Annotated in this window: 23 protein-coding genes and 3 pseudogenes; 11 read left to right on the top strand and 15 right to left on the bottom strand. The window is 66.3% G+C overall.

What is annotated here, in order from left to right; translation table 11 throughout:
• Nucleotides 1–512 precede the first annotated feature (512 nt).
• A complete protein-coding gene (locus ACQP2D_RS18015) occupies nt 513–1,448 on the top strand; it encodes a hypothetical protein (protein WP_433684832.1) in 936 nt (311 codons plus the stop codon).
• Between the two features lie 354 nt (nt 1,449–1,802).
• Here ACQP2D_RS18015 and ACQP2D_RS18010 read toward each other — a convergent pair whose 3' ends face one another.
• Nucleotides 1,803–2,363 carry a TetR/AcrR family transcriptional regulator gene (locus ACQP2D_RS18010; RefSeq protein ID WP_433684831.1) on the bottom strand — a complete coding sequence of 187 codons (561 nt, stop codon included), beginning with the start codon at nt 2,361–2,363 and terminating at the stop codon, nt 1,803–1,805.
• A gap of 37 nt (nt 2,364–2,400) precedes the next feature.
• Between ACQP2D_RS18010 and ACQP2D_RS18005 the strand changes: the two genes are divergently transcribed.
• On the top strand, nt 2,401–3,441 hold the full coding sequence (locus ACQP2D_RS18005; protein ID WP_433684830.1) for an epoxide hydrolase family protein: 1,041 nt from the start codon (nt 2,401–2,403) through the stop codon (nt 3,439–3,441).
• A gap of 459 nt (nt 3,442–3,900) precedes the next feature.
• On the opposite strand, the pseudogene ACQP2D_RS18000 reads toward ACQP2D_RS18005, so the two are convergent.
• The 6 genes and pseudogenes from ACQP2D_RS18000 to ACQP2D_RS17975 form a co-directional block, all read right to left on the bottom strand.
• Nucleotides 3,901–4,080 (bottom strand): annotated as a pseudogene (locus ACQP2D_RS18000) (IS21-like element helper ATPase IstB); the annotation flags it as partial.
• 65 nt (nt 4,081–4,145) lie between these two features.
• Complete coding sequence (locus tag ACQP2D_RS17995) at nt 4,146–4,730, bottom strand: DUF6262 family protein (protein WP_433680362.1); 585 nt, start codon at nt 4,728–4,730, stop codon at nt 4,146–4,148.
• Entirely contained in the window at nt 4,720–5,181 is a 462-nt protein-coding gene (locus tag ACQP2D_RS17990) for a hypothetical protein (protein ID WP_433680363.1), read from the bottom strand. Before ACQP2D_RS17990 ends, ACQP2D_RS17995 begins: the two co-directional genes overlap by 11 nt.
• Before the next feature lie 30 nt (nt 5,182–5,211).
• Nucleotides 5,212–5,373: pseudogene (locus ACQP2D_RS17985) on the bottom strand (tyrosine-type recombinase/integrase); the annotation flags it as partial.
• Nucleotides 5,374–6,970: 1,597 nt separating this feature from the next.
• A complete protein-coding gene (locus tag ACQP2D_RS17980) occupies nt 6,971–8,092 on the bottom strand; it encodes a site-specific integrase (RefSeq protein ID WP_433685688.1) in 1,122 nt (373 codons plus the stop codon).
• An 84-nt stretch (nt 8,093–8,176) separates the two neighbouring features.
• Nucleotides 8,177–8,698 (bottom strand): annotated as a pseudogene (locus ACQP2D_RS17975) (ATP-binding protein); the annotation flags it as partial.
• A 684-nt stretch (nt 8,699–9,382) separates the two neighbouring features.
• On the opposite strand from ACQP2D_RS17975, the gene ACQP2D_RS17970 reads away from it, so the two are divergent.
• Nucleotides 9,383–10,834, top strand: a complete 1,452-nt coding sequence (locus ACQP2D_RS17970; protein ID WP_433684829.1) for an amidase — start codon at nt 9,383–9,385, stop codon at nt 10,832–10,834.
• A 64-nt stretch (nt 10,835–10,898) separates the two neighbouring features.
• On the opposite strand, the gene ACQP2D_RS17965 is transcribed toward ACQP2D_RS17970, so the two are convergent.
• Genes ACQP2D_RS17965 through ACQP2D_RS17955 form a run of 3 tightly spaced genes read right to left on the bottom strand, consistent with a single transcriptional unit; the run spans nt 10,899 to nt 12,137 of the window.
• The gene (locus ACQP2D_RS17965) at nt 10,899–11,369 is read right to left on the bottom strand and encodes a nucleoside deaminase (protein WP_433684828.1); all 471 of its coding nucleotides are present in this window, start codon (nt 11,367–11,369) and stop codon (nt 10,899–10,901) included.
• A gap of 13 nt (nt 11,370–11,382) precedes the next feature.
• Nucleotides 11,383–11,853, bottom strand: a complete 471-nt coding sequence (locus ACQP2D_RS17960; protein ID WP_433685687.1) for an ankyrin repeat domain-containing protein — start codon at nt 11,851–11,853, stop codon at nt 11,383–11,385.
• Nucleotides 11,853–12,137, bottom strand: a complete 285-nt coding sequence (locus ACQP2D_RS17955) for a hypothetical protein (RefSeq protein WP_433684827.1) — start codon at nt 12,135–12,137, stop codon at nt 11,853–11,855. Before ACQP2D_RS17955 ends, ACQP2D_RS17960 begins: the two co-directional genes overlap by 1 nt.
• A gap of 117 nt (nt 12,138–12,254) precedes the next feature.
• Here ACQP2D_RS17955 and cynR point away from each other — a divergent pair, with 117 nt between their 5' ends.
• From cynR to ACQP2D_RS17935, 4 genes are all read left to right on the top strand, one after another.
• The gene (gene cynR / locus ACQP2D_RS17950) at nt 12,255–13,142 is read left to right on the top strand and encodes a transcriptional regulator CynR (RefSeq protein ID WP_433685686.1); all 888 of its coding nucleotides are present in this window, start codon (nt 12,255–12,257) and stop codon (nt 13,140–13,142) included.
• Between the two features lie 158 nt (nt 13,143–13,300).
• Nucleotides 13,301–13,903, top strand: a complete 603-nt coding sequence (locus tag ACQP2D_RS17945; protein WP_433684826.1) for a carbonic anhydrase — start codon at nt 13,301–13,303, stop codon at nt 13,901–13,903.
• A 106-nt stretch (nt 13,904–14,009) separates the two neighbouring features.
• On the top strand, nt 14,010–14,480 hold the full coding sequence (cynS, locus tag ACQP2D_RS17940) for a cyanase (RefSeq protein WP_433684825.1): 471 nt from the start codon (nt 14,010–14,012) through the stop codon (nt 14,478–14,480).
• A 15-nt stretch (nt 14,481–14,495) separates the two neighbouring features.
• A complete protein-coding gene (locus ACQP2D_RS17935; protein WP_433684824.1) occupies nt 14,496–14,999 on the top strand; it encodes a nucleoside deaminase in 504 nt (167 codons plus the stop codon).
• Nucleotides 15,000–15,093: 94 nt separating this feature from the next.
• On the opposite strand, the gene ACQP2D_RS17930 is transcribed toward ACQP2D_RS17935, so the two are convergent.
• Nucleotides 15,094–15,822, bottom strand: coding sequence for an IclR family transcriptional regulator (locus tag ACQP2D_RS17930; RefSeq protein WP_433685685.1), 729 nt, complete (start codon nt 15,820–15,822; stop codon nt 15,094–15,096).
• Nucleotides 15,823–16,053: 231 nt separating this feature from the next.
• Between ACQP2D_RS17930 and ACQP2D_RS17925 the strand changes: the two genes are divergently transcribed.
• Both ACQP2D_RS17925 and ACQP2D_RS17920 read left to right on the top strand, forming a co-directional pair.
• The gene (locus ACQP2D_RS17925) at nt 16,054–16,944 is read left to right on the top strand and encodes a fumarylacetoacetate hydrolase family protein (RefSeq protein WP_433684823.1); all 891 of its coding nucleotides are present in this window, start codon (nt 16,054–16,056) and stop codon (nt 16,942–16,944) included.
• Nucleotides 16,941–17,705: an IclR family transcriptional regulator gene (locus ACQP2D_RS17920; RefSeq protein ID WP_433684822.1), complete on the top strand. Its 765-nt coding sequence runs from the start codon at nt 16,941–16,943 to the stop codon at nt 17,703–17,705. Before ACQP2D_RS17925 ends, ACQP2D_RS17920 begins: the two co-directional genes overlap by 4 nt.
• A gap of 285 nt (nt 17,706–17,990) precedes the next feature.
• Here the strand turns inward: ACQP2D_RS17920 and ACQP2D_RS17915 are convergent, their stop codons facing one another.
• Both ACQP2D_RS17915 and ACQP2D_RS17910 read right to left on the bottom strand, forming a co-directional pair.
• Nucleotides 17,991–18,740: an SDR family NAD(P)-dependent oxidoreductase gene (locus ACQP2D_RS17915; protein WP_433684821.1), complete on the bottom strand. Its 750-nt coding sequence runs from the start codon at nt 18,738–18,740 to the stop codon at nt 17,991–17,993.
• Complete coding sequence (locus tag ACQP2D_RS17910; protein ID WP_433684820.1) at nt 18,737–19,096, bottom strand: nuclear transport factor 2 family protein; 360 nt, start codon at nt 19,094–19,096, stop codon at nt 18,737–18,739. The genes ACQP2D_RS17915 and ACQP2D_RS17910 overlap by 4 nt, the downstream gene beginning before the upstream one ends.
• 163 nt (nt 19,097–19,259) lie before the next feature.
• Here ACQP2D_RS17910 and ACQP2D_RS17905 point away from each other — a divergent pair, with 163 nt between their 5' ends.
• A complete protein-coding gene (locus ACQP2D_RS17905) occupies nt 19,260–19,940 on the top strand; it encodes a class II aldolase/adducin family protein (RefSeq protein ID WP_433684819.1) in 681 nt (226 codons plus the stop codon).
• Nucleotides 19,941–19,975: 35 nt separating this feature from the next.
• On the opposite strand, the gene ACQP2D_RS17900 is transcribed toward ACQP2D_RS17905, so the two are convergent.
• Both ACQP2D_RS17900 and ACQP2D_RS17895 read right to left on the bottom strand, forming a co-directional pair.
• Nucleotides 19,976–20,455, bottom strand: coding sequence for an SRPBCC family protein (locus ACQP2D_RS17900; RefSeq protein ID WP_433684818.1), 480 nt, complete (start codon nt 20,453–20,455; stop codon nt 19,976–19,978).
• Nucleotides 20,452–21,354, bottom strand: a complete 903-nt coding sequence (locus tag ACQP2D_RS17895; RefSeq protein WP_433684817.1) for an NAD(P)-dependent oxidoreductase — start codon at nt 21,352–21,354, stop codon at nt 20,452–20,454. The genes ACQP2D_RS17900 and ACQP2D_RS17895 overlap by 4 nt, the downstream gene beginning before the upstream one ends.
• A 131-nt stretch (nt 21,355–21,485) precedes the next feature.
• Between ACQP2D_RS17895 and ACQP2D_RS17890 the strand changes: the two genes are divergently transcribed.
• Nucleotides 21,486–22,235 (top strand): GntR family transcriptional regulator, encoded by a 750-nt coding sequence (locus ACQP2D_RS17890; protein ID WP_433684816.1) that lies wholly within the window; start codon nt 21,486–21,488, stop codon nt 22,233–22,235.
• Nucleotides 22,236–22,344: the final 109 nt, after the last annotated feature.

The following is a 22,344-nucleotide window of genomic DNA, read 5'->3' as shown; positions in this document are numbered from 1 at the left end:
CTGAGCCCTGGTCGTGGTGCCGCCCGCGAAAGCGCGGGGTGAAGGCGGCCAGGTGGTCGGAGTCGAGGCCGATCCAGCGGACCGGCGGTCTCCCGAGCCGTCGTGTCGGCGAACCCGGGGCCCTTGCCCGCGTTGCAGGTCTTGGTGGCCTGCCATGACACACCGTGGGCCTTCCGGAGCTTGCGCAGCGCCGCATAGCTGATATCGGCAATCTTGTTGATGCGCAAGGCAATCACGAAACTTCGCCGGGCTCCACACCGAGAACGGCAGACCACGTCACCGGAACAGTACCGAGCGATCTGACCGATACGCTCACGCGTCGCCTGATCGGTCTTGCGCGGCCTACCCCGGCTCCATTTCGGGTCCGCGCAGCATCCAGCTGACACAGGGTCCACGTTCCGCGATCCCACCTTCAGCAAAACATCAGCTACTAATATCGGCATGGTTGCCACGCCACGAGAGCCACGTCGCAAGCAGAGCAGCCGAACATGACACTGAAAGGGAAATATCCCATGCAGCGATCCACTCTCTACCGTGCGTTCGCGGTCACAGCGGCCGCCGTCATCGCATCCACCGGCGCACATCTCATTGCCGGATCCGGCACTGCGTCGGCACTGCCGTGGCCCGGTAGCGCCGACCAGTTCACCCTTGCCGCAGACAAGTCGGGGCACCGATGGGCGTCCGCCGCGTCCGCCACCATAACGCCAGGGGTGCAGATCAACACCCAGGGTGGGAGGCAGTGCACGGCGAACTACACCTTCGTCGACAATGCCGGCAACGTGTACCTCGGTCAGGCCGCGCACTGCGCGGGTACGGGTATCGGCGACCTGGCAGACCCCGACGGCTGCACCGCCGAGAGTCTCCCCCTCGGCACCGAGGTCACCTTCAACCGCGGCAGCCTGCTGATGTTCCCGGGCGAGGTCGTGGGCACCGGTCAACTGGTCTACAGCAGCTGGTTGGCCATGCAGCACGACGGCGAGCGGGACCACAATACCTGCATCTACAACGATTTCGCGTTGGTGAAGGTCGCTCCCCAGGACGTCGGCAAGGTCAACCCGAGCGTGCCGTACTGGGGTGGTCCCGTCGGCATCAACACCACCGGAACCGACATCGATGACTGCGTTTACGGTTACGGCAACTCCGGCCTGCGGTTCGGAATCGCCGAACTGTCCCCTCGGACCGGCCAGAGCAAGGCCGATGGGCAGGCTACCGCCGGTTGGACACACGCACTGACCGCACCCATGCCAGGGATACCCGGCGACAGCGGCAGCGCGTTCCTCGACCGCAACGGCTATGCCCTCGGGACGCTGTCGACTCTGGGCATCAGTTTGCCGATCGTCAACAACATCGGTGACATGAGCCACGAACTTGCCTACGCGCGAGCCCATTCCAACATCTCGGGACTCTCGCTGGTCCTCGGCACCGAGCCGTTCAACCCGAACCGCTGAGCGGAGCGGTCGGCTACGGCGATGACGAGCAAGACCAGCTCATGCAGACTGCGCTCTGAGCTCGCCGTGATGACACCTGACCTCGATCCGGCAGCACGGATCGGACTTTCTCGGTCTGTCGGATCGCAGGACCCAGCACAGCGGTGGGCCAGCTCGCTGGGCATGCATGGGAACCCCCTCATTCTCTTGGCCGCTCGCCCGACATCGGCGAGTTCTCCTGTGCGGCAAGTGGTTCGACCCCGGCGTGGGAATCTCGGGCGCCAGTGCCGTGATCGCGACGGGCGGGCAGATGTCAATGACTGGACCGCAGGGCTGACCAGAAGTGGAAGGTTCAGTACTTCTTGCGGTCGTGCATCACCCGTCGGCGAGGCGTTGGATGGTGGCGCTGAGCCAGGCCTGGAGATCAGCGGGGTCGCCGAGTTCGGAACGCAGGACCCGGCGGCGGGTCGAGACGCCGAGCACGAAGGCGTCGATCGCTGCGGCTCGGCTGCGGGCGTCCGCGTCGTCCAGGCCGCTGTCGCGCAGGTAGCGGTACAGCGGCTCCAGCGAGTTCGTGTCGAGGAAGGCGGCCAGCGCCTCCGCCGCTTCCGGGCGTTCGCCGGACGCGCGTTGCAGCACGAGCAGCGGATCCTGCCCGGGTGCACCGAACCAGCGCTGGACGATGCTCGCCGCGAGGCGCGAACCCAACGCGGAATGGTCGCCGTCGAAGGAGTTCGAGACCGGGATCTCCACCCGGGTTGCCGCCAGGAAAAGGCCATCCTTGCCGCCGAAATAGCGAGTGATGAGGTTGGGCGACACGCCGGCCGCGTCGGCCACGCCTTTGACCGTGATCGCTGCGTACCCGTGCTGGGCGAACTGGCGTTGCGCGTGCTGCAGGATCCGCTGCCGGGTGGCGGTCGCATTGCGAAAGGTCATGTGTACGAGCATACACATCATGTGTACGCTGATACACATGAACGACGAGATGCGGGAACGACTCCGGCGGACACGGCGGGTCACGACCCCGTGGAATGAGGACGGGACGCGCGGCATCAGCGGCACCCACCTCGACGAACTGCTCGAACGCTGGGCGAACGGGTACGACTGGGGCGAGCACGAGCGCCGCATCGGCGAGTTTCCTTGGGTGACGGTGCCCGCAGGCGACACCGACCTGCGTGTGATCCACCAGCGGTCCGCGGATCCCGGCGCCCCGGTTGTCGTGCTGCTGCATGGCTGGCCGGACTCGGTGTTGCGGTTCGAGCGCGTCCTGCCTTTGCTCGCGGACATGCACGTGGTGGTTCCCGCGCTGCCGGGCTTCCCGTTCGCGGCCCCGCTCACCATTGCCGGCATGACGGTCAACCGGATCGCCGGGATCGTCGCGGCCGCTCTCGATGAGCTCGGTTACTCGCGGTACACGGTGTCCGGCGGCGACGTGGGTGGCACCGTCGCGGAAATCCTCGCGGCCGAACACCCGGACCGGGTAGCGGCCCTGCACCTCACGAACATCGCCCCGCGGCGTGCGCTCACGGCGGACCCGACGAAGCTCGCGCCCGACGCGGCGGCCTACCTCGACAGGGCGGCGCAGTGGTTCCGGACCGAGGGTGGGTACATCGCGGAGCAGTCGACGCGGCCGAACACGCTCGCCGTCGCCCTCGGCGACTCACCCGCCGGCCTCGCGGCGTGGATCGTCGAGAAACTGGAGTCCTGGTCCGACGAGTCGGCCTTCACTCTGGACGAGCTTCTCACCTGGGTCACCGCCTACTGGGTCACCGGCACGATCGGCACCTCTTTCACCACGTATGTCGAACCGGTCACCCTCCCCGACCGGATCGACACGCCGACCGTCCTGTCGGTGTTCCCGCGCGACATCAAACCGGAGCCCCGAAGCTACGCCGAGGCGTTCCTGAATGTCTGCGATTATGTGGAACACCGTGCCGGCGGCCACTTCGCAGCCTGGGAACAGCCCGAGGCTTATGTCGGCGACATACACCGCGCGGTCGAGCTGGGCGGCTGAAACAGAGCTCGCGGATGCTCCATCGCTGCAACATCGTGCGCCCGACACAGCCCATGGCGTGGCAGCCGACACCGTGAACCTTCGCGGTCACGCCACTAGCCACAGTGCCTCAACTTCATGAGACAAATCCCAAAAACGCCTCAACTCGACGAGACTGCCTCGGATTCAACGAGATCGGACATCGGTTCAGGTCGGCTTGTAGGTCGGTGAGTGCGTAGCCGTCCGCGCCGACGAAGGCGTGGAAGGACTGCGCGACGGCCGGGTGGCTGTCGGTTAGCCAGTTGTCGATGAAACGTCAGCATCTCGGCGAGTTCGATCGCGTCGTCGACGGTGAGACCGGAAAAGAGCGGGCTGGGCTGGTCGTGGGTGTCGGGTTTGGTCATGGGTTGTCGTGCCTTCCGGTTCCTGGCCTGTGTTCGGGTGCCGGGGTGGTGTCGTAATTCGCCGATAGACCGCTGGTCAGGGCACGATTTCCAGCGGCTGCTGAGCATCGGTGAATACTGGTTGCTGCGGCGTCGGCGCCTGCGCAGTGGTGGTAGCGGTGTTGTTGAGGGCGGTGCGGGTGAGCCGGTAGGAGTCGGTGCCGGTTTCGATGATCTGCCCGCCGAAGGTGAGGCGATCGACGATCGCGGCGGTTATCTCGGCCCCGACTGCTAAATTATGTTGTTGACCAGCGCATTTGCGTCGTGGACAGGTGTCTTCGATTACTGGGCTTCGGTAGTTGGGGATGGTGGTTGGTCGAATTGGCCGAGTAGATAGGCGAATCGGATCAGGTTCTCGCGCAGGCGCTGCGAGGTGCAGGGGGCGCCGATGAAGGTGTCCAGGCTGACGCGGGCTGCTTGGTCAGCAGCGAGCCAGTCGTGCAACAGCTGCAGCAGTTCGCCGAGTTCGGCCAACTGCTGGCCGTCGGTGCCGAGGCGCGCAACGCGGAGCTGGCCGTGGGTGTGCGCGAGCGCGTCACGGAGCTGCTGGTTCTCAGCATGCAGCTCGCGTGTTCGTTCGTGGGCCAGGGCGAGCCGCTGGCGGATCGAATCGTCACTGGCCCGGGTGACGGTGTCGCGGACAAGGTCCGAGCTGGCCTGGCGGTTGCGCAGCTGATTGATCCGCTCCTGTAATGCGGGTTGGGTGTAGATCCACGACCGCGACACCCCGGCTCGGTCGGCCAGCCGTGCGACGGTCACCGGTTGGCCGGCGTCGGCCAGTTCGGTGAGGGTCTGCTCGGCGCGTTGCAGAGTTTCGCGATGCCGTCGGCGGGCGTGCTCGGCGAGTCGGTTGGGGTCAGCAGGCATGCGAGTCGCCGTTTCCGGTGCAGGTGCAGGATTTCCCGGTGCTGCAGCAGCTGCCGGGTGTGGTGAGGCCATCGATGATGGCGAGCAGGTTCTTCTCGACGGTGCGGTTCATCTCGGCCAGACGCTGGTGACCGTTGTGGTCGGCTTGGTTGATCAGCGCTCGGGTTTGTTCGAGCTGGTGGCGGTGCTGCGGCAGGAACTCCGGGGTCGTAACGAAAACCGGACATGTCAAACAAGCGTTGGCGAATTCGCACTTCTGCTGCACGGGCAGCGCGCAATAGCCGTTGGGCAGAGCCATTTTCGCGCGGGCGAGATTGTTCTTCATCCAGACGGCCTCGGCGAGCGGCCCGGTGTCGGGAGCCAGCTGCTCGCCGGCGATGTTGACCTTGCGGGCGCGTTCCCACTGTTGCCGGATGGTCTTGTCCGAGAGCCGGGCGTAGTGAGAGGTCATCGCGTGGGAATCGTGATCGAGAAGACGACGGACGGTCTCCTGCGGGACCTCGTTGTTGATCAGTCGGGTTCCGAAAGTGTGGCGCCAGCAGTGCGGAGAAACATGGACCAGGCGGCCGAGTTCGTCGCGGATATCGCAGGTGCGTAACCATTCCAGGAGTTCGCCTCGGAAAGTGGCGGTGCTGAACGGCAGCTTGCCGTCGGGGTTCCGGGTCGGGCGTGGAAGGAGATATTCTGGGTCGTCGAACTCGGCGAGGACGGCCTGCTGTTGAGGGTGATCGCCTCGGCCAGTTCGGTGTCGATGGGGACGAACGCGTCGCGGCGCATCTTGTGGTTGGTGTAACGCAGGTATGGCGCGTTCTGGTTGTCCCGGACGATGCAGTCCAGGCGCAGTCGGCTGCCGTCGCCGACGCGCAGTCCGGTGCTCATCAGGATCCGCGCCAGCAGCCGGCCGCGCGGGTCAGCGAAGCGGTCCAGGTTGGTCGGGTTTTCCAGCTGTGCCATCACCGCCTCCGACAATGCTCTGGGTGCGCCGGCGATCAGGCGGGGATAGTCCTCGGCGAACAGATCGACCTGCGGTGCCAGGCGGGGTTCCCAGCCGTGCTGGCGGGCCGCGCGCAGCAGACCAGCGAGGCTGCTGATCTGGCTGGTGCGGCTTTTCGGGTTGGGAAACCGGTCGGCCAGGTGCGCCAGGTGGACCTCGACCAGTTCACGGGTGAGCGCTTCGGGGCCGCGGTGCAGGACCGGGAACGATTGGGCGAACAGGGTGAGCGCGCGGATATCGGCAGCGACGGTGCCGACCACGATGCCCGTCGACAACCGCCAGCGGGCCCAGCGTTTGGTCAACTGTCGCAACCAGATCGGCTCGATGCCGGTGAATCGGAACTGCGCGTCCCGGCCGGGGAAGCCGAGTCTGCGCAGCAGCCAGACATCGCGCGGGAACTCCGTGTCCCAGCCGGTGCCGTCGATGACATCGTGCAGGTAGCCGATCGCATCCAGCAGGAACCGGCGTTCGATGTAGCCGCGCTCGCTGGAGAATCCGAGATAGCTCATCCAGGAATCAGGTGCGCGATCCAGCAGCGAAGCGACGCCGCCGCCCGGCAGTGCGCGCAGCAGCCGCCGGATCTGATGCGGGCGGGTCTGGGTGCGGCGTTCGTCGACGCGGCATTGGATCGCGTAGGCGATCTCGTGCCGCATCGGGACCGGTAACGGACGCAGATCGAATCGGTCCTGCCCGAAAGTAGAGCAGCTGATCAGCCAGGATGACAGCGGTGGCCGGTCCGCACGAATCCACCGGCTGCGGTGGTGATCACACAATCCCGCCTCACCCTCGGCGTCCAGGCCGCAGTCGGGGAACCGGCATCCGGTCGCGGCCGGCAACTCTGGGCCTCCGCCGCCGTCGGTGATCCATTCGGCCAGCTCGGGGCGGCCCCGGTTGTCCCAGCGACTGAAGTGGGAATGGCACAGTCCCTTCTCGCGGCCACTGCGGCGGCAGGTCGTGATGGCGCACTTGCGCGGCTGCTGCAACCAGCGGCGATTCGCCGGCGTCGCGGCGGCCCAGGCGCCGACGTCGGCCGGGCGGCCGTCGTCGTTCCAGCGCCGGTGGTGCGCCGAGCACTTGCCCAGCACCACGGCCTGCCGTTCGCAGACCGGAACCATGCATGCGGGTCCACCGATCACCGGGTCGTCAGGGTGGACCAGGATCACCGGCTGCGCGAACCGGGGACGCAGTCGATCAGCCACGTTCGTTCCGGAAACGTTGCCGCTGTCCGGGATTGGCTGCAACGTGGTCATTCGCTCGTCTCCATGGCGGGGGTGTCGAGGAACCCGGCGGCAGCCAATGCCCGGCGGGCGTCTTCGATCTTCAGATGGGAGTAGGTATCGACGGTGACGCTGATGCTCGAGTGACCCAACAGCTTCTGCACCACTTCGGCGGCGACGCCGCGACGAAGTAAACCGGTAGCGTAAGAATGACGAAATAGATGGGGCGAGAACATGATTCCCGTTCGGGTTCGCAGCCGACGCACCAGCCGGTCGACGCTGGCGTAGCTCATCGGCGCTCCGACCGGAGCGCCCCAGAGATTGACGAACACGTAGTCGCAATCGAGCAGCCCATATTCCTCATGCAGGTAATCGCTATAGAGACGGAACAAGGCCGCCTCGGCGGGGACCTCTCTCGACCAGGTCTTCGCTCGTGCTCGGTTCACATTCACCCGGGGCCGGACCGCGATCAGCCGACGACGGGCATCAATGTCTTCGTGCCGCAGACCCAGCGCTTCACCGATCCTCAGACCGGTGCTTCGCAGCAGGCTCAGCAAGAACCGGTCGCGCAGCCGGTCGCATGCGCTGATCAAGGCGGTCATCTCGGCTTGGGTCAGCTCTCGCGGCGGCCGTCGCTCCGCCCGCAGCGAGATCGCGCGATGCCGTTCCGGCCGCGCACCCAGATGCGCCAAGAACGGCTGCCACGATCCACCGCGCCGTCCGGGCCGCCACCGGGTCAGCAACTCGCCCAGGCCCACACCGTGGCGCTGATGGAACTCATAAAACGACGCCAACGCCGAAAGTTTCCGATTGACTGTCGCCGCAGCAAGATTCGCCTCAGCCCAGGGCAACATAGCCACTCGCCCGTCGCGAGCACTCTCCGGTAGCCGCAACCAGGCCACGAACCGGCCCAGATCCTCCAATACCACCCGATCCCATTGCAGCCCACGGCATTCCAGAAACTCGAAGTAGTCACGCAGATCGTGAGCGTAGGCGCGGATCGTGTTCGGTGACCGATCGATCGTGGTCAGATGCGCCAGAAACCGGTCCACCGACTCCACCACCAACCCGCCGGCCAAAACAGTCGCCGACTCCTCGCCCGAGGGCATCACCACCCGCTGAACCCGCACCCCGTCTCCCGTCCTGGGCATGGTGAACCCTGCTGTCCACCACAGCAGATTCGGCGCCGTCACCCGCAAGGATTGGACGTCATAGACACAGGGAAGCGATGGTCAGATAACGGCGCAGAGGCGCGGTTCGGGAAAGGTGTTCGACCAGCCGGAGAACGCCTCGTTCGAGGCGATCGCGACAGAATTCTTTTCCTCGCGTTCGGTCAAAACCTGGAACAACAACTCGGCGCCGCGCTTGTCGAGCTCCATATATCCGAGTTCGTCAATGCAAAGAAGATCCACTCACCCGTAGCGGGTGATCATCTTGGCCAGCACCTTCTCGTCGGCGGCTTCGACCAGCTCGTTCACCAGTTTCGTTGCCAGAGTGTATTTCACGCGGTAGCCGCGCATCGCGGCTTCGGTGCCCAACGCGATCAGCAGGTGGCTCTTGCCGGTCCCGGAGTCACCGATCAAACACAGCGGTGTGCCCTTGCGCACCCAGTCGCAATTAGCGAGGGTGTTGATCACGGCGGGGTCGATGTTCGGGTTGGCGTCGAAGTCGAAGGCCCGCAACGATTTATCGCGCGGGAACCCGGCGGCGCGGATGCGGCGTTCGGAGCGGCGCCGCGCCCGGTCGTCGGTCGACGCAGGCTACGCATGTCCGGTGACGAAATCCTCAGGCGGACTTAGTCTGTCTCGCGTGGTGAATTCTCGTAATTCCGGCACGCGCCAGAGTCCAGTCCAGGCGTAGGCATTGGACGGCGATCCGAACCGCGGAGCTATGCATCGCGGTTCGACAGCGTATCCGGCCGCATGGTGGAGTGGGTTGTGCTCATCGCCGCATGAAACGATGCTGCTCAACTGGCCGGAGGTATCGGCACGATCTGCAGTCCGTCGACGAGGGTGTCGATATCGGGTTGGTACATGTTCCGATCGGCGGCCGTGGCCTCGACCGACATTCGGATCGGGTACAGCATTTCGCCTTGCGAAAGATGTAGCCCAACAGGCAGCCGCACGCCTCGCCGAGGATGAGCGCATTCGGACGTTGCGTGAATCGCAGCAGGCTCAGCAACTCCGCAATCTGGGTCACGACGCCGGCCGACGAACAACTGAGGTCGCCCGACAGGCTCTGACATCGGAACGAGGACAGCAGGCACTACGTATTGCGAAGCGGATGGGTGCAGGGCTGAAGACACCGATCCCGCCGCGCATCGCCATGGACAGTGGTTGAGCGAAGGGTCTGCAGTGAAGGTGGTCTGTTTCGACTTTCTGGTGTGTGTGGGCGACTTGTGTGGGGTCGAGCGCCTACGGCAGGCCGGTAGGTTCGGATTCATGGAGTGGAGTTTTGTAGCGGCCGAAGAGCTTTCGGCCGCATTGCGTGCCGGTGAGGTGACCTCGGTGGAACTGACCGATGAGGCGATCGCCCGTATCGAGCGCGACGACAAGGTGATCAACGCGATCTGTGTGCCGGATTTCGACCGCGCGCGGGCCGCCGCGCGCAGTGCCGACGAGGCACGCGCTCGCGGCGAGGATCGGCCGCTGCTCGGTATTCCGGTGACGGTCAAGGAGTCCTACAACATCGCTGGGCTGCCCACGACCTGGGGGATGCCGCAGTACGCGAACTATCTGCCCGTTGAGGACGCGGTGGCGGTGTCGCGGTTGAAGGCCGCGGGCGCGGTGATTCTCGGCAAGACCAACGTGCCGTTCATGCTGCAAGATTGGCAGAGCTTCAACGAGATCTACGGCACCACCAACAACCCGTGGGATCACGGCTGCACGTCGGGCGGATCCTCCGGCGGATCAGCGGCGGCGCTGGCATCGGGATTCGGCGCGCTGTCCATCGGCTCCGACCTCGCGGGTTCACTGCGCAACCCAGCGCATTTCTGCGGTATCTACGCACACAAGCCGACATTCGGTCTGGTGGCGACCCGCGGGATGGTGCCGCCGCCCGCACCGGCGTTGCCGGTAGACGGCGACCTCGCCGTCTGCGGTCCGATGGCGCGCACCGCCCGCGACCTCACACTGCTGCTGGACGTGATGGCGGGACCGGACCCGCTGACACTCGGCATCGCCTACGACGTGACGCTGCCGCCCGCGCGCCACCAGCGGCTCTGCGACTTCCGTGTGCTGGTCCTCGACGAGCATCCGCTCATCGCGACCGGGTCCGCGGTGCGGGCTGGGGTGAACCGGGTCGCCGACGCGCTGGTCGACGGCGGGGCCCGCGTCGAACGGCACAGTCCGCTACTGCCCGACCTGACCGAAGCCGCGACGCTCTACGCGCAGTTGATGTTTTCGAACGTCGGCGCGCGTATTCCCGCCCAGGCGTACGAGCAGCTGCGGAACCGCGCTGCCGATCTAAGCGCGGACGACCAGGGTCTCGACGCGGCGCGGCTGCGCGGCATGGTCTTCAGCCACCGCGATTGGATCGAGGCGAACATCCGCCGTGAATTGCACCGCTACAGCTGGCGGCAACTGTTCGCCGAGTTCGATGCTGTGGTGTGTCCGATCACGCCGATTCCCGCGTTTCCGCACGACCACAACCCCGATCCGGTGGAACGACGTATCGACATCGACGGCATCGAGTATCCGTACTCCGACCAACTCGTCTGGGCCGGTCTGGCCACCATGCCCGGCCTGCCCGCCACCGCGATACCAGCGAGCCGGTCACCCGAGGGCCTGCCGGTGGGAGTGCAGCTCATCGGTCCGATGTTCGAAGACCACACCCCGCTGCGGCTGGCCGAACTGCTCGAGCAGAAGATCGGCGGCTTCCAGGCACCGAAGTAGGGCGTACTCCGCTCCGCTGTCCGCCGGGACACCGAGATGGGACCGTCGGCGTGGGGAATGACCGTCATGGATTCGCGGCGTAACGCCAGAACGGCGCGAGCGCCTCATCGCCCAGATTCGGGCCGGAGACGGTGACCGACGTGTCGCTGGACCCGATGACCTCGGCGCAGCGCAGGGCGAATCGTGGGTGCCCGCCGATGATCGCGGTGAAATCCGGCTCGGCGGCACCGAAGACGACGCGCGTGATCCCGGCTAAGACGACCGCCGCACTGCACATGGGACAGGGCTCACCACTCGCGTAGATCGTGGCGCCGATCAGCTCCCCGGCGTGCCCGGCCGCGATTGCGGCCGTGATGGCGACCAGCTCCGCGTGAGCGGTGACGATGCCCGTGCTCGCCACCTCGTTGCGGCCCTCGGCGACCACCGCGCCGCCGGCCGCGGCGATGACGGCACCGAAAGGACGATTGCCCTCGACACCGGCGTGCTCGGCGAGCGAGATCGCCCGCCGCAGATGGGTTTCCTCGCTCTTGATCATGTTGTTCCCTCTCTCATGCGTGGCCACGCAGAATCGAGACGATCGCGATCTGCCCAGAGCGCTGCGCGTTGTAGAGCGCGGTGCGGCCGGATCCGTCGCGGATCGACGGGTCGGCGCCGGCATCGAGCAGGGCGGCCACGACCCGTTGGTATCGCTCGGATCCGTCTCCGTAGACGATCGCCTCGTGCAGGGCGGTCCAGCGCGGGTTGTTGATGTGGTTGACGTCGACACCCGCCTCGATCAACATCCGGACGGTGGCGACGTAACCGTGTTCGCTCGCTGGGATGAGGGCTGTTCCCCCGTACCGGTTCGTACTTCGAAGGTCGGCGCCATTGCGCAGCGTCATCTCGAGGATGTCGTCGAGGCCTTCGGCGCCGGCATACAGGTAGGCCGAGTCCTCGAGGTCGTCTTTGGCGTTGACGTCGGCGCCTGCCGCGATCAACGCCTGCGCTGCGGCGGTGGCCCGGTTCTTCGTGGCCGCGATCAGCGGGGTGCGATCATGATCGCCTCGGCTCTCGATGTCGGCCCCGCGGGCGACCAGCTCTCGTACCGTCGCGGCGTCGTTGCTCGCGCAGCCCGGAGCAGGCCCGCGTCGAGGGCGGGATCACGCGGCCGGTGGATCGGCTGGGGCGTGCCGGTGGTCGGTGCTGGCGCGGATTTGTCGGCTGTCGGAGCAGCGAGAGGATCGGCCGAGCACGCCGCGGCGGCGAGAGACAGCGCGGCGAATGCGCTCGCGGCCAGCGCTGTTCGGAGAGGACGCTTGTTCACCCGAGATCTCCTGACTGGTTGTTGATTCCACCATGCCCAGCGCACCCAATAGCGTCCAAGACTTACTTTCCATGACACCGATAGATTTCATCTATGGTCATGGTCATGGTCATGGTCATGGAGCTGCGCCACATCCGATACTTGTTGGCGGTCGCCGATCACGGCAATTTCACCCGCGCGGCCGAGGCATTGCACATCTCCCAACCCACCTTGTCGCAGCAGATCAGGCAGGCCGAGCGAACACTGGGCGTACAGCTGCTCGACCGGTCCGGCCGCACCGTACGCCTCACCGAAGCCGGCGAGGCGTACGCGCATCATGCGCGACTCGCCCTGCGCGACCTCGACGCCGGCGAGCGCGCGATTCACGACGTGCAGGATCTGTCCCGAGGGCACCTGCGGGTGGCAATGACGCCGACCATCACCGCCTACCTCATCGGCCCGCTGGTGCACCAGTTCCACGTCGCGCACCCGGGCGTGACCCTCACCGTCGTGGAGACCACCCAGGATGGGATCGAGGCGGACCTGCTCGCCGACCGCGTCGATCTCGGCATCGCGTTCACCGGCACCCACGCCGCCGGGATCGAGAACTCCGCATTGTTCACGGAGAACCTCAGCCTGGTGGTCGGATCAACGCACACCCTCGCCGCGCGATCGCAGCCGCTGCCGGTTCAGGAGCTCGCACACCATCCGCTGGCGCTGCTCAGTCGCGACTTCGCAACCAGAGCCCACATCGACGCCTACTTCGATCAATGCGAGATCACGCCGAGCATCGGGGTCGAAGCCAACTCCATCGGCGCACTGGTCGAGTTCGTTCGCCGCGGTCGGCTCGCCACTGTCCTACCCGACGCCATCACGCGTGCCCACCCGGACCTGCTGCCCACAGCACTGACCCCCGCGTTGCCCACCCGAACCGTGGAACTCTTGCGTCGCAGTAGCACCTATCACTCGGCAGCCGCACGCGCCTTCGCCGCGATCGCCCAGGCGGCGGCCGCACAATCGAACTGAGCGCGCCGTACCAGAGGGCGTCGGATCGCCGTCGGATCAACTATAGATGAGACCAATCGTCACGGTGGGCAGCAAGTATTGGACTCTATAGCGACAGGTTGTGCATGGTGGGATCGGTCGGGACCAACCGGCCGAGCGACCCTCGAAGGGAGCGATCCATGCACGATCTCGCCGCCGGAGTCACGCACTTTCAACGCGATGTCTTCCCCGTCAAGGCGGATCTCTTCGCCCGCCTCGCGACGACCCACCGTCCCGACACTCTGTTCATCGGCTGCTCCGACGCACGCGTCGTTCCGGAATTGATCACCAACAGCGAGCCGGGCGACTTGTTCGTGATCCGCACGGCAGGCAATCTCGTCCCGGTCCACACCCGCGGAGCCGACGGAGTCGCGGCGAGCATCGAGTTCGCCATCGCGGTGCTCGGGGTTTCCCGCATCGTGGTGTGCGGCCACTCCGGGTGCGGTGCGATGACCGCCGTGGCGGAGCGCCACGACCTCAGCGGCACACCGGCGATCGCCGAATGGCTCGGACACGTCGATGCCACCGACACCCCGGCCACCGGCGCCGAGCCGGACGACCGTGTCTCGATGCTCGTGCGATCGAATGTCGTTGCGCAGCTGGCCAACTTGTCGACCCATCCGTCGGTGTCCGGCGCCGTGGACGCCGGCACCGTGACCGTCGAGGGATGGGTGTTCGATATCGGCACCGGCGCGGTCACCGTGTTCGACGCCGCCGGATCCGAAGCCGCACCGGCCGCCTGAGCGCGTAGTCACGGTCTCCGCGCGCCGCACGGGAACCACCCACCCTCGACAACGCCAACCCCTCCTTGCCGTCGGGACGGCGTTCGACCAGAAAGAAATCACACAGATGGTGCACGCACAGTTCGACCCCACCGCCCGCCAGGCACTGGCCGCCACGGCGGTGGAGGCCAAGACCGCGAAAAACCTCACCTGGCAACAGATCGCGGATGCCGCCGGTTACTCGGTGGCCTTCGTGACCGCCGCGGTCCTCGGCCAACACGCCCTCCCCGAGCAGGCCGCGACGGCGGTTGCCGAACTGCTGGGGATGGACGACCACGCAGCGATGCTGCTCCAGACGATCCCGACCCGCGGATCCATCCCCGGAGGCATCCCGACCGATCCGACGATCTACCGCTTCTACGAGATGCTGCAGGTCTACGGCACCACCCTCAAGGCCCTGGTCCACGAGCAGTTCGGGGACGGGATCATCAGCGCGATCAATTTCAAGCTCGACGTGCGGAAGGTCGCCGATCCCGAGGGCGGCGAGCGCGCCGTCATCACCCTCGACGGCAAGTACCTGCCCACCAAGCCGTTCTGAAAACGAGGACAACCCATGACCGATTTCGCACACCACACCATCGACCTCGCGCGCCGCAATGTCGCCGAGGGCGGGCGTCCGTTCGCGACCGTTGTCGTCAAGGACGGCCAGATCCTGGCGGAGAGCGCGAACAGGGTCGCGCAGACCAACGACCCCACCGCACACGCGGAGATCCTTGCCATCCGCGAGGCATGCACCAAGCTCGGCACCGAGCATCTGACCGGCACCACGATCTACATCCTCGCCCTGCCCTGCCCGATGTGCCTGGGCGCGCTGTACTACTGCTCACCCGACGAGGTCGTCTTCCTCACCACCCGCGATGCCTACCAACCGCACTACGTCGACGACCGAAAGTACTTCGAGCTCAACACCTTCTACGACGAGTTCGCCAAACCCTGGGACCAGCGACGCCTGCCCATGCGCCACGAGCCCCGCGACGAAGCGGTGGACGTGTACCGCCTCTGGCAGGAGGCGAACGGCGGCGAGCGTCGCGTCGCCGGCGCGCCAACCGCCGACTGAACCCCCATACCCAAGCCGTCCGAACAGCCCGCCGAAAGCAGCCGGTGTCGCGCCGGTCCCGTGCCGCACCGCGCTCTGTCCAGCGGCGACGATGTCACTCCCGCTTCCGAAGTGCATCGCGCCGCGCCAGGGTCGCCGCGATGCCGTCCGCGGCAGCGCGCACCGACGCCGCGTGCTGCTGCGGGCGGAAACGGGTTACCGGACCGGTGACGCTGACTGCCGCGAGGACCCGCTCATCGGCATCGAGCACCGGCGCGGCGACGCACACAATCCCGATTGCGGACTCCTCGAACTCGAAGGCGATCCCGCTCTCGACCACGTTATCGAGCTGTTTACGGAGCGTCCCCCGTGCGGTGATCGTCCGCGGCGCCAGTCGCGGCAGCGGCTCCGCAAGGACCGCCTGCCGCACGTCCGCGGGGGCATGGGCCAGCAGCGCCTTGCCGATGGCGGTGGCGTGCAAGGGCATCCGGCCGCCCAGTCGGGAAGGCGAGCGCACCTGGCGGTGGCCACCTATCTTCGCGACGTACACCACCTCGTGGCTCTCCAAGAGCCCCAGGTGCACCAACTCATGCGTGCGTTCGTAGAGGTCCTCGAGGAAGGGGGTGGCCACCTCGATCAGGCCTCGCTCAACCGAGGCCCGCATGCCGAGTTCGAAAAGATGACCGCCCAGATGATAGGCGCCGCCGACCCGATCCAGCAGGCGTGTCGACTCGAGATCGCCCAATATGCGGTGCAGCGTCGCCTTGGGCAGCCGCGTACGCCGTTGCAACTCGGCGAAACCGATTCCATGGTCCTCGACCTCGAACGCGTGCAGCACCGACATCACCTTGCCCAGCACTGTGTCCGGATCCGGCTCGGCGCGCCTTACGGAATCAGGCACCTCACGCCCCTCGATCAGCAGGCACCCAGTATCTCAGTCACGCCCTCTCTCGAAGAAGTGACCGCCCAGCAAATTTCGGCCTCCGGAATAGCGGGCCCGCCGAGCGAGCGAGCTTGACAACCCTCACGAAAGTGTGTGCACTTTAGGGAGCTCATCGATTTTTAAGGGGTTTTCATGTCGTCGCAGCGTTGGAGTCTCGTCCAATTCGTCGAGAACAACCGAGCCGAGCCGAGCATTGGCGTGCTCGCGGACGGCAAAGTCAGTCGAGCGCCGCGGTCGCTGTCCGGTCGCACCCTGCTGGAAGTCTTCGACCGGTGGGAGGAGTTCACGCCACTGCTGCAGAATCTCCAGCTCTCGGCACTGGAGGTCGCGCCGGACGCCGATCTGGTCGCCCCCCTGACCTACCCCCGCAAGATCCTCTGCGCAGGGGCGAACTATTACGGACACGCGCAGGAGATGGGCACACAGCGCCCGGACCCCGACGGCGAGCCGTTCTTCTTCCTCAAGCCACCGACCACGACAGTGGTGAGTGCGCACGCCGACGTGCGGCTGCCGGATAACGCAGACGTGGACTGGGAGGCCGAGCTGGCCGTCGTCATCGGCACGGGCGGGCGCGATATCGACGAGCGAACGGCCCTCGAGCACGTCGCGGGCTACACCGTCGCCAACGACCTGTCCGCACGCGGACGGTTCCCGAGGAAGGATGCGGTCCTCCCGCCATTCGGCTGGGACTGGTTCCAGCACAAGGCATTCGACGGATCGTGCCCTTTGGGGCCCGGAATCGTCCCGAGCTGGCAGATCGGCGACCCGCATGACCTCACACTTCGGCTGACCGTCAACGGGGAGATCAAACAGGAAGCATCCACCGCCGACATGGTGATCACGGTGCCACGGCTGATCGCTGCGGCGAGCCGCGTTCTGACACTCGAGCCCGGTGACGTCATCCTGACCGGAACGCCGGCCGGGGTGGGCATGCCGCACAAGACCTTCCTGCACGTCGGCGATCTGGTCGTCACCGAGATCGACGGCATCGGCCGACTGGAGAACAGAATGGTGGCGTCGTGACCACGGCGACAATGCCGTCGCACGAGTCGGTCTCCTCAGCCGAGAACGTCCTCACCCTCCTCATTGCTCTGCGCGAGCACGGCCGGTTGCGCGTGGCCGATGCCGCCGAGCTGCTGTCGGTGACGCCTCCTACCGCACACCGGCTGCTATCGACCCTGAAGCGACATGAGTTCGCTGAACAGGACCGGAAACGCGTCTACCTGCCGGGACCGCGGCTGGCGCGATTGCCGTCGGGCGCCGAGCCCCCGCATGACCTGGGCGCCCTGGCCCACCCCTATCTGGCGGCGCTCTCGCGCAAGGTGGGCACCACAACCTTTCTGGTGACGTTGCAGGGCAACGGCTGCCGCTTCATCGACGGCGTGGAAAGCAACCACGCGCTCCGAGTCGGCAGTCGCATCGGACTCCTGCTCCCCGCGCACACCACATCGGGCGGCAAGGTACTCCTTGCCCAGCTTCCGGACACCGAACTGGTCGCGCTCTACCCCAACCGCCATGTCCGGCTGCGCGATGGCTCGATGCGTGATCTTGTCACGCTACGTCGTGAGCTCGGTGTCGTCCGCCGGAAGGGTTATGCCCTCAGCCTCGAGGAAACCGAGCAGTGCGTGAACGCCGTCGGCGTCCCGGTCACCAGCCGGTCGGGCAAGGTCGTCGCCGCGGTCGTGCTGGTGTGCCCGTCGGTGAGCTCGAGCCGCCGGCAACTTGTCGATCTCGTGCCCGACGCCAGGGCGACCGCGACCGCGATCGCGGAGAACCTCACCTAGGAGCGGGCCTCGCTCCAGTCGGTCTGGTGCTGACCGCACCGCCGGTACGACGGCCTCCGCGAACTCTGCGACCTGCTCGGCGGACGCCCAGTAGACGAACGCATTCATCGGGTGTCGAGCCATCGGATTCACGTTGGCGCCGAACAGAACAGGCACCGTCATGGCGAACCCTCTCGCCCGGGACGGGACGGCCGGACCTCACATGCGAAGGTCCGGCCGGTCGGTCAGCGGGACGTGCTGCCCGGCATTCTCAGCCGGAGGCGGCGGTGAAGTCCTTCCCTTCGTTCATGCCCGCATCCACCCGCCGTCGACAACCAGGGTCTGGCCGGTAATGAAGGCCGCATGGTCCGAAGCCAGAAACGACATTGCCCCGACGAGGTCGTGCGGCTCCTGGGTCCGTTTGATCGCCTGCAGCTGGGCGAGCGCGTCGAACCATGCCGCTTGGGGGCCCTTCTCGGTGGTGGCCGTTCGCACCAGCCCCGGGGCAATCGTGTTCACCGTGACCCCGTGCTCTCCGACCTCGGCCGCGAGGGACCGGGAGAACCCGATCACACCGCCCTTGCTCGCGGTGTAGTGCGTGTTGAGTCCGATCCCGGAATGGAAGGTGGTCGAGGAGACGCTGATGACGCGACCCCAGCCCCGCTGGACCATGCCGGGAACGAAGGCCTGCCCGAGCAGGAATATCGAGTTGAGATTGACGCCCAGCACCCGCTGCCATTCCGCCCAGCTCATCCCGAGGAAGGCGGTGGCCGGGTAGATGCCCGCATTGTTCACCAAGACGTCCACTTGTCCGAATTCGCCCTCGACCTCGGCGGCGAATGCGCGCACGGACTCGGGCGAGGACACATCGCAATGGGCGGCGAACCCGCGGCCACCCGCCTTCTCGATCAGGCGCACGGTCTCGTCCGCTGGGCCGAGGTCGGCGACGGCAACCGCATGTCCGTCCACGGCCAGGCGCTCGGCGAACGCCTGCCCGATGCCGGCAGCGCCTCCGGTGACGACCGCGACGCGTCCTGTCGCGCTGCGCGTGGTCATGCGAACACCGGTGCCAAGTCGAAGAAGACCCGGTATTCATCGATCAGGCCGCTGTCACCGACGGTCCAGATCGACACCACCGGGATCGAGACCTTTCGACCATCCTTACGCGTGTACGTGACCACGAGTTCGACGATCGTGTCCTTGCCCACGACCCACTCGTTGACGATGTCGTGACGCATCCCACCGATTGTGTCGAAGAAGCCCGCGCAGCCGGCCTCGACCGCATCGCGGCCTTCGAGAGCGGCTCCGTTGCCGAAGGTGATCTTGCCGTCAGGTGCGAAAAGCTCGGCATAGCTTTTGGCGTCGAGAGTGTCGACCGCCTGGAAGGCAGCGGCGGTCAGAGCGCTGGTCATGGTGAATCCTTTCGAGCAGAAGTGCATACACCTTGACCTTCGATAGTGATGTCGGTCACGTCGAGTGCTCGCAGATTTCACCTAGCGGAACGAGTCCTCGGCAGGGCCACCGACTTTGCGTCCAGCGTGGTGTCGCCCTCGCCGAGTGCATACAGTTACCTGTGTGCGCTCCCTCATGACCCAGTCCCTCGATATCCAAGTTGCCGAAGCAGCGCGAGCCTTGGCCGCGCTGGGGCTCGTCGACGCGTTCGGGCACGTGTCCGCCAGGGACGTCGAGCACATGGTCATCACACCTGCGGCCGATTTGGCGGCCATCGCGGCTTCGGACTGCCTCCGCGTCCCGTTGACCGCCACGGCATTGCCCTCCGGGTGCCCGGCCGAGGCATGGGCCCACCTGGCCCTCTACCAGCGCTACCCAACGACCGGAGCGATCGCTCGTGCGCAGCCGGCGGCGTCACTGGCCGTCGGTATGCGCACCGACCGCATCGCCCCGACACATGGTCAGGCGTGCTGGCTCGGCGACTCCATTCCGGTGTATCCGTCCGCGCTGCTGGTCCGCGAGGCCGAACGAGGCCGCAGGCTCGCCGAGGCGATGGGGTCGGCGGACGCGATGATTCTGCGTGGCAACGGTGCGATCGCGATGGGCAGCGACCCGGCCACGGCAGTGGCCACAATGTCGGTGCTGGCGACGGCATGCACCGTCTGGCTTCAGATGAGGGGCGAACCCGCGGCGCCCCTGTCAGCAGAGGAGATCCGCTCTTGGCAGGCCGTCAAGCCGGAATTGCTGCCCCGACTGGGGGCGCACCTGCTGCGCAAAGCGGCAGCGGCGGGTCCGGCTCGCTGAGCCGGACCCGCCGCAACGGTTCAATCGACGGGAAGTCAGGTCGCGGGCAACGCGACGGGTGCTTCTCCACGCGCAACACGACGCATGGCGTTGAGCGTGGCGCCGACGGCCGCTATGTAGTGGGTCGTGGTCTCGTCGGCGTACGCCGACTCCTCGGGAGAACCGCTCTGGACGCCGCCGAGCACCAGCGCAAAGCTGAACCGGAGGAACAGCTCCCCTGCGTCCTCCTCGATGTCATTGGTGATCGTGCCGAGGACCGGACCCGAGAGGCGCGTGAACACCACCCGCCGCTCGGGCTGCAGGGCGATCCGTTCGGAATAGCGGTCACCGAACAGCTCCATCTCGCGATCGAAAGTCCAGTCGTCGAGGCGAGCGGTGACCTCGCAGTGCGTCATGGCCGGCACGAAGGGCAGCGCGTTGTTGGCCTTCATGACCAGTCCCTGCCACACGGCAATCCGATCGAGAGTGGGCTCGCCCGGCTCGTTGACCGGGAGGCGGTGGGTGACATAGATCATTTACTGACTCCTTGCGCGAGAGCGTCTTCGTGGGAAATCTGGTCGTGCACGCTGGCGATATCGAGTGCACCCCAGCCATCGACCAAGGCCTGGTCGAATACCGCTTTGGCCGCCTCGAACACCGGCCGACGCTCGCCGAGATCGTGCAGGTGCACCTCGACCTGGTCGAGGATCTCCTGCAACGTCGCGATGGGCCCGGGGGCGGGCAGCCATGAGCGGTGCGCCATGAGGGGACCTCGCTGCTGGAGCAGCGCCGAGCCCGCGATGGACGTCTCCAGGGTGCGCTGGACCATGTCCAGGTCCAAGTTGTTGCGGCGGGCCAGCACGATCGCTTCCGCAGCAGCGACCGTATGGGTCGCCACGAGCATGGAGGAGATGTACTTCAGGTGGGTGCCGGTGCCGAAGTCACCGGTTCTGACCCAGGGCCCCGAGATGGCGTCCAGGACATCTGCCACTCGATCCATCGCCTCCGCTGCTCCAGAGGCGAAAACGGTGGCCAGACGCGGGCCGACCATTCCGGGACTACCACTGATCGGACAGTCGAGCATGGTGGCCCCGACCTGCTCGAGCTGACGCATCAGTCCGAGTTTGCTCGTGACCGGGATCGTGCTCATCTCGAGGTGGACCGCCCCGGGGCACATCGTCGACAGCGTGCCCTCGGGCCCGCTGATGACGTGCTCGACATCGTCCGCGGTCGGCAGGATCGACACAATGACCTCGCACGAGGCGGCCAAGTCCGCCGGCGACGACGCGACGGCGCCACCCGCGGCCTCGAGCTCGGGACACTCGATGCTGCGCCGGTACCCGACGACGTCGAAGCCGCGGCCCAGCAGGTTCTCAGCGATCGGCAGGCCCATCTTGCCCAGGCCGATCACCCCGATAGTTCTCAAGTTCGTCACGTCCTCACGTGTTTTCGTGCGGGGAGGGGACGGCTACACAGACGCCACACCTCCGTAATACTGTATGCACTTTACCTGGCGGACACACGAAAGAGAAGGAATATGTATACACATCGCTTACGCTTATGGTCATGAGTCGCAAAGTGCTCGTCCCGCACATCACCAAAGTCGAGCTGCCCGAGGCACGCCAGGCGATCCCGCACGTACACGCCTACCTGCGCGAGCGAATTCTCGACGGCACGCTGCGACCTGGGACGAAGCTCTCGCAAGTATCGCTGGCCGAACAGCTCGGTGTCAGCCGTACGCCGCTGCGCGAGGTGCTGCGGATGCTGCAAGAGGAGGGCCTGGTCCAGATCGAACCGAACCAGCGCACCCGCGTCTCCGTACTCGACCCTCGTGAGCTCGACGAAATCTATGCGAGCCGAATCGTGCTCGAGTCGCTGGCCGTGGCCATGACAGTGGGCGACTTCGACGCCGACGCCCGACAGCAGGCGGATGACCAGCTGGCAGCCATGCGAGTCGCCGCGGAGGCGGGCGAGACCGAGCGCTGGTTCGTCATCCACTCGGCGTTCCATCGCACGATCACCTGCGGCGCCAGCGACACGATGCAGAAGCAGTTGCGTCAGCTGGCCGACCGGTGCGTCCGGTATATCCGGATCTACCAGGGTGGGGAGCCGAACAGCTGGCACAAGGCCGGTGATCAGGAACACGCGCAGATTCTGTCCGCGCTGGCGGAGGGCACCAAAGCCGTGGCCCAAGCTCGCATGGCCAGCCACTTGGCCCACACCGCCCTCAAGGTATTGAGCGACACCTCGCCCGACTACGAGCCGACCGCGGTGCCGGAGGCATTGGCGATGGTCGGCGTCCCGGACCAACGGTGAGCGGCCGCCTCGAGCAGCAACGATCTTCGCGATGAGATCGAAGCCAGGCTGACGCTGTGGCAGCGACAGCTCGGGGCGGACCGCACCGCCTCTCCGATCATCCGGACCA

It is taken from the genome of Nocardia sp. CA-119907 (genome assembly GCF_050955995.1).
In the GTDB taxonomy this organism is placed as follows: Bacteria; Actinomycetota; Actinomycetes; order Mycobacteriales; family Mycobacteriaceae; genus Nocardia.
Note: the sequence above shows the minus strand (reverse complement) of the source record. Positions and strands in the feature narration are given on the sequence as shown.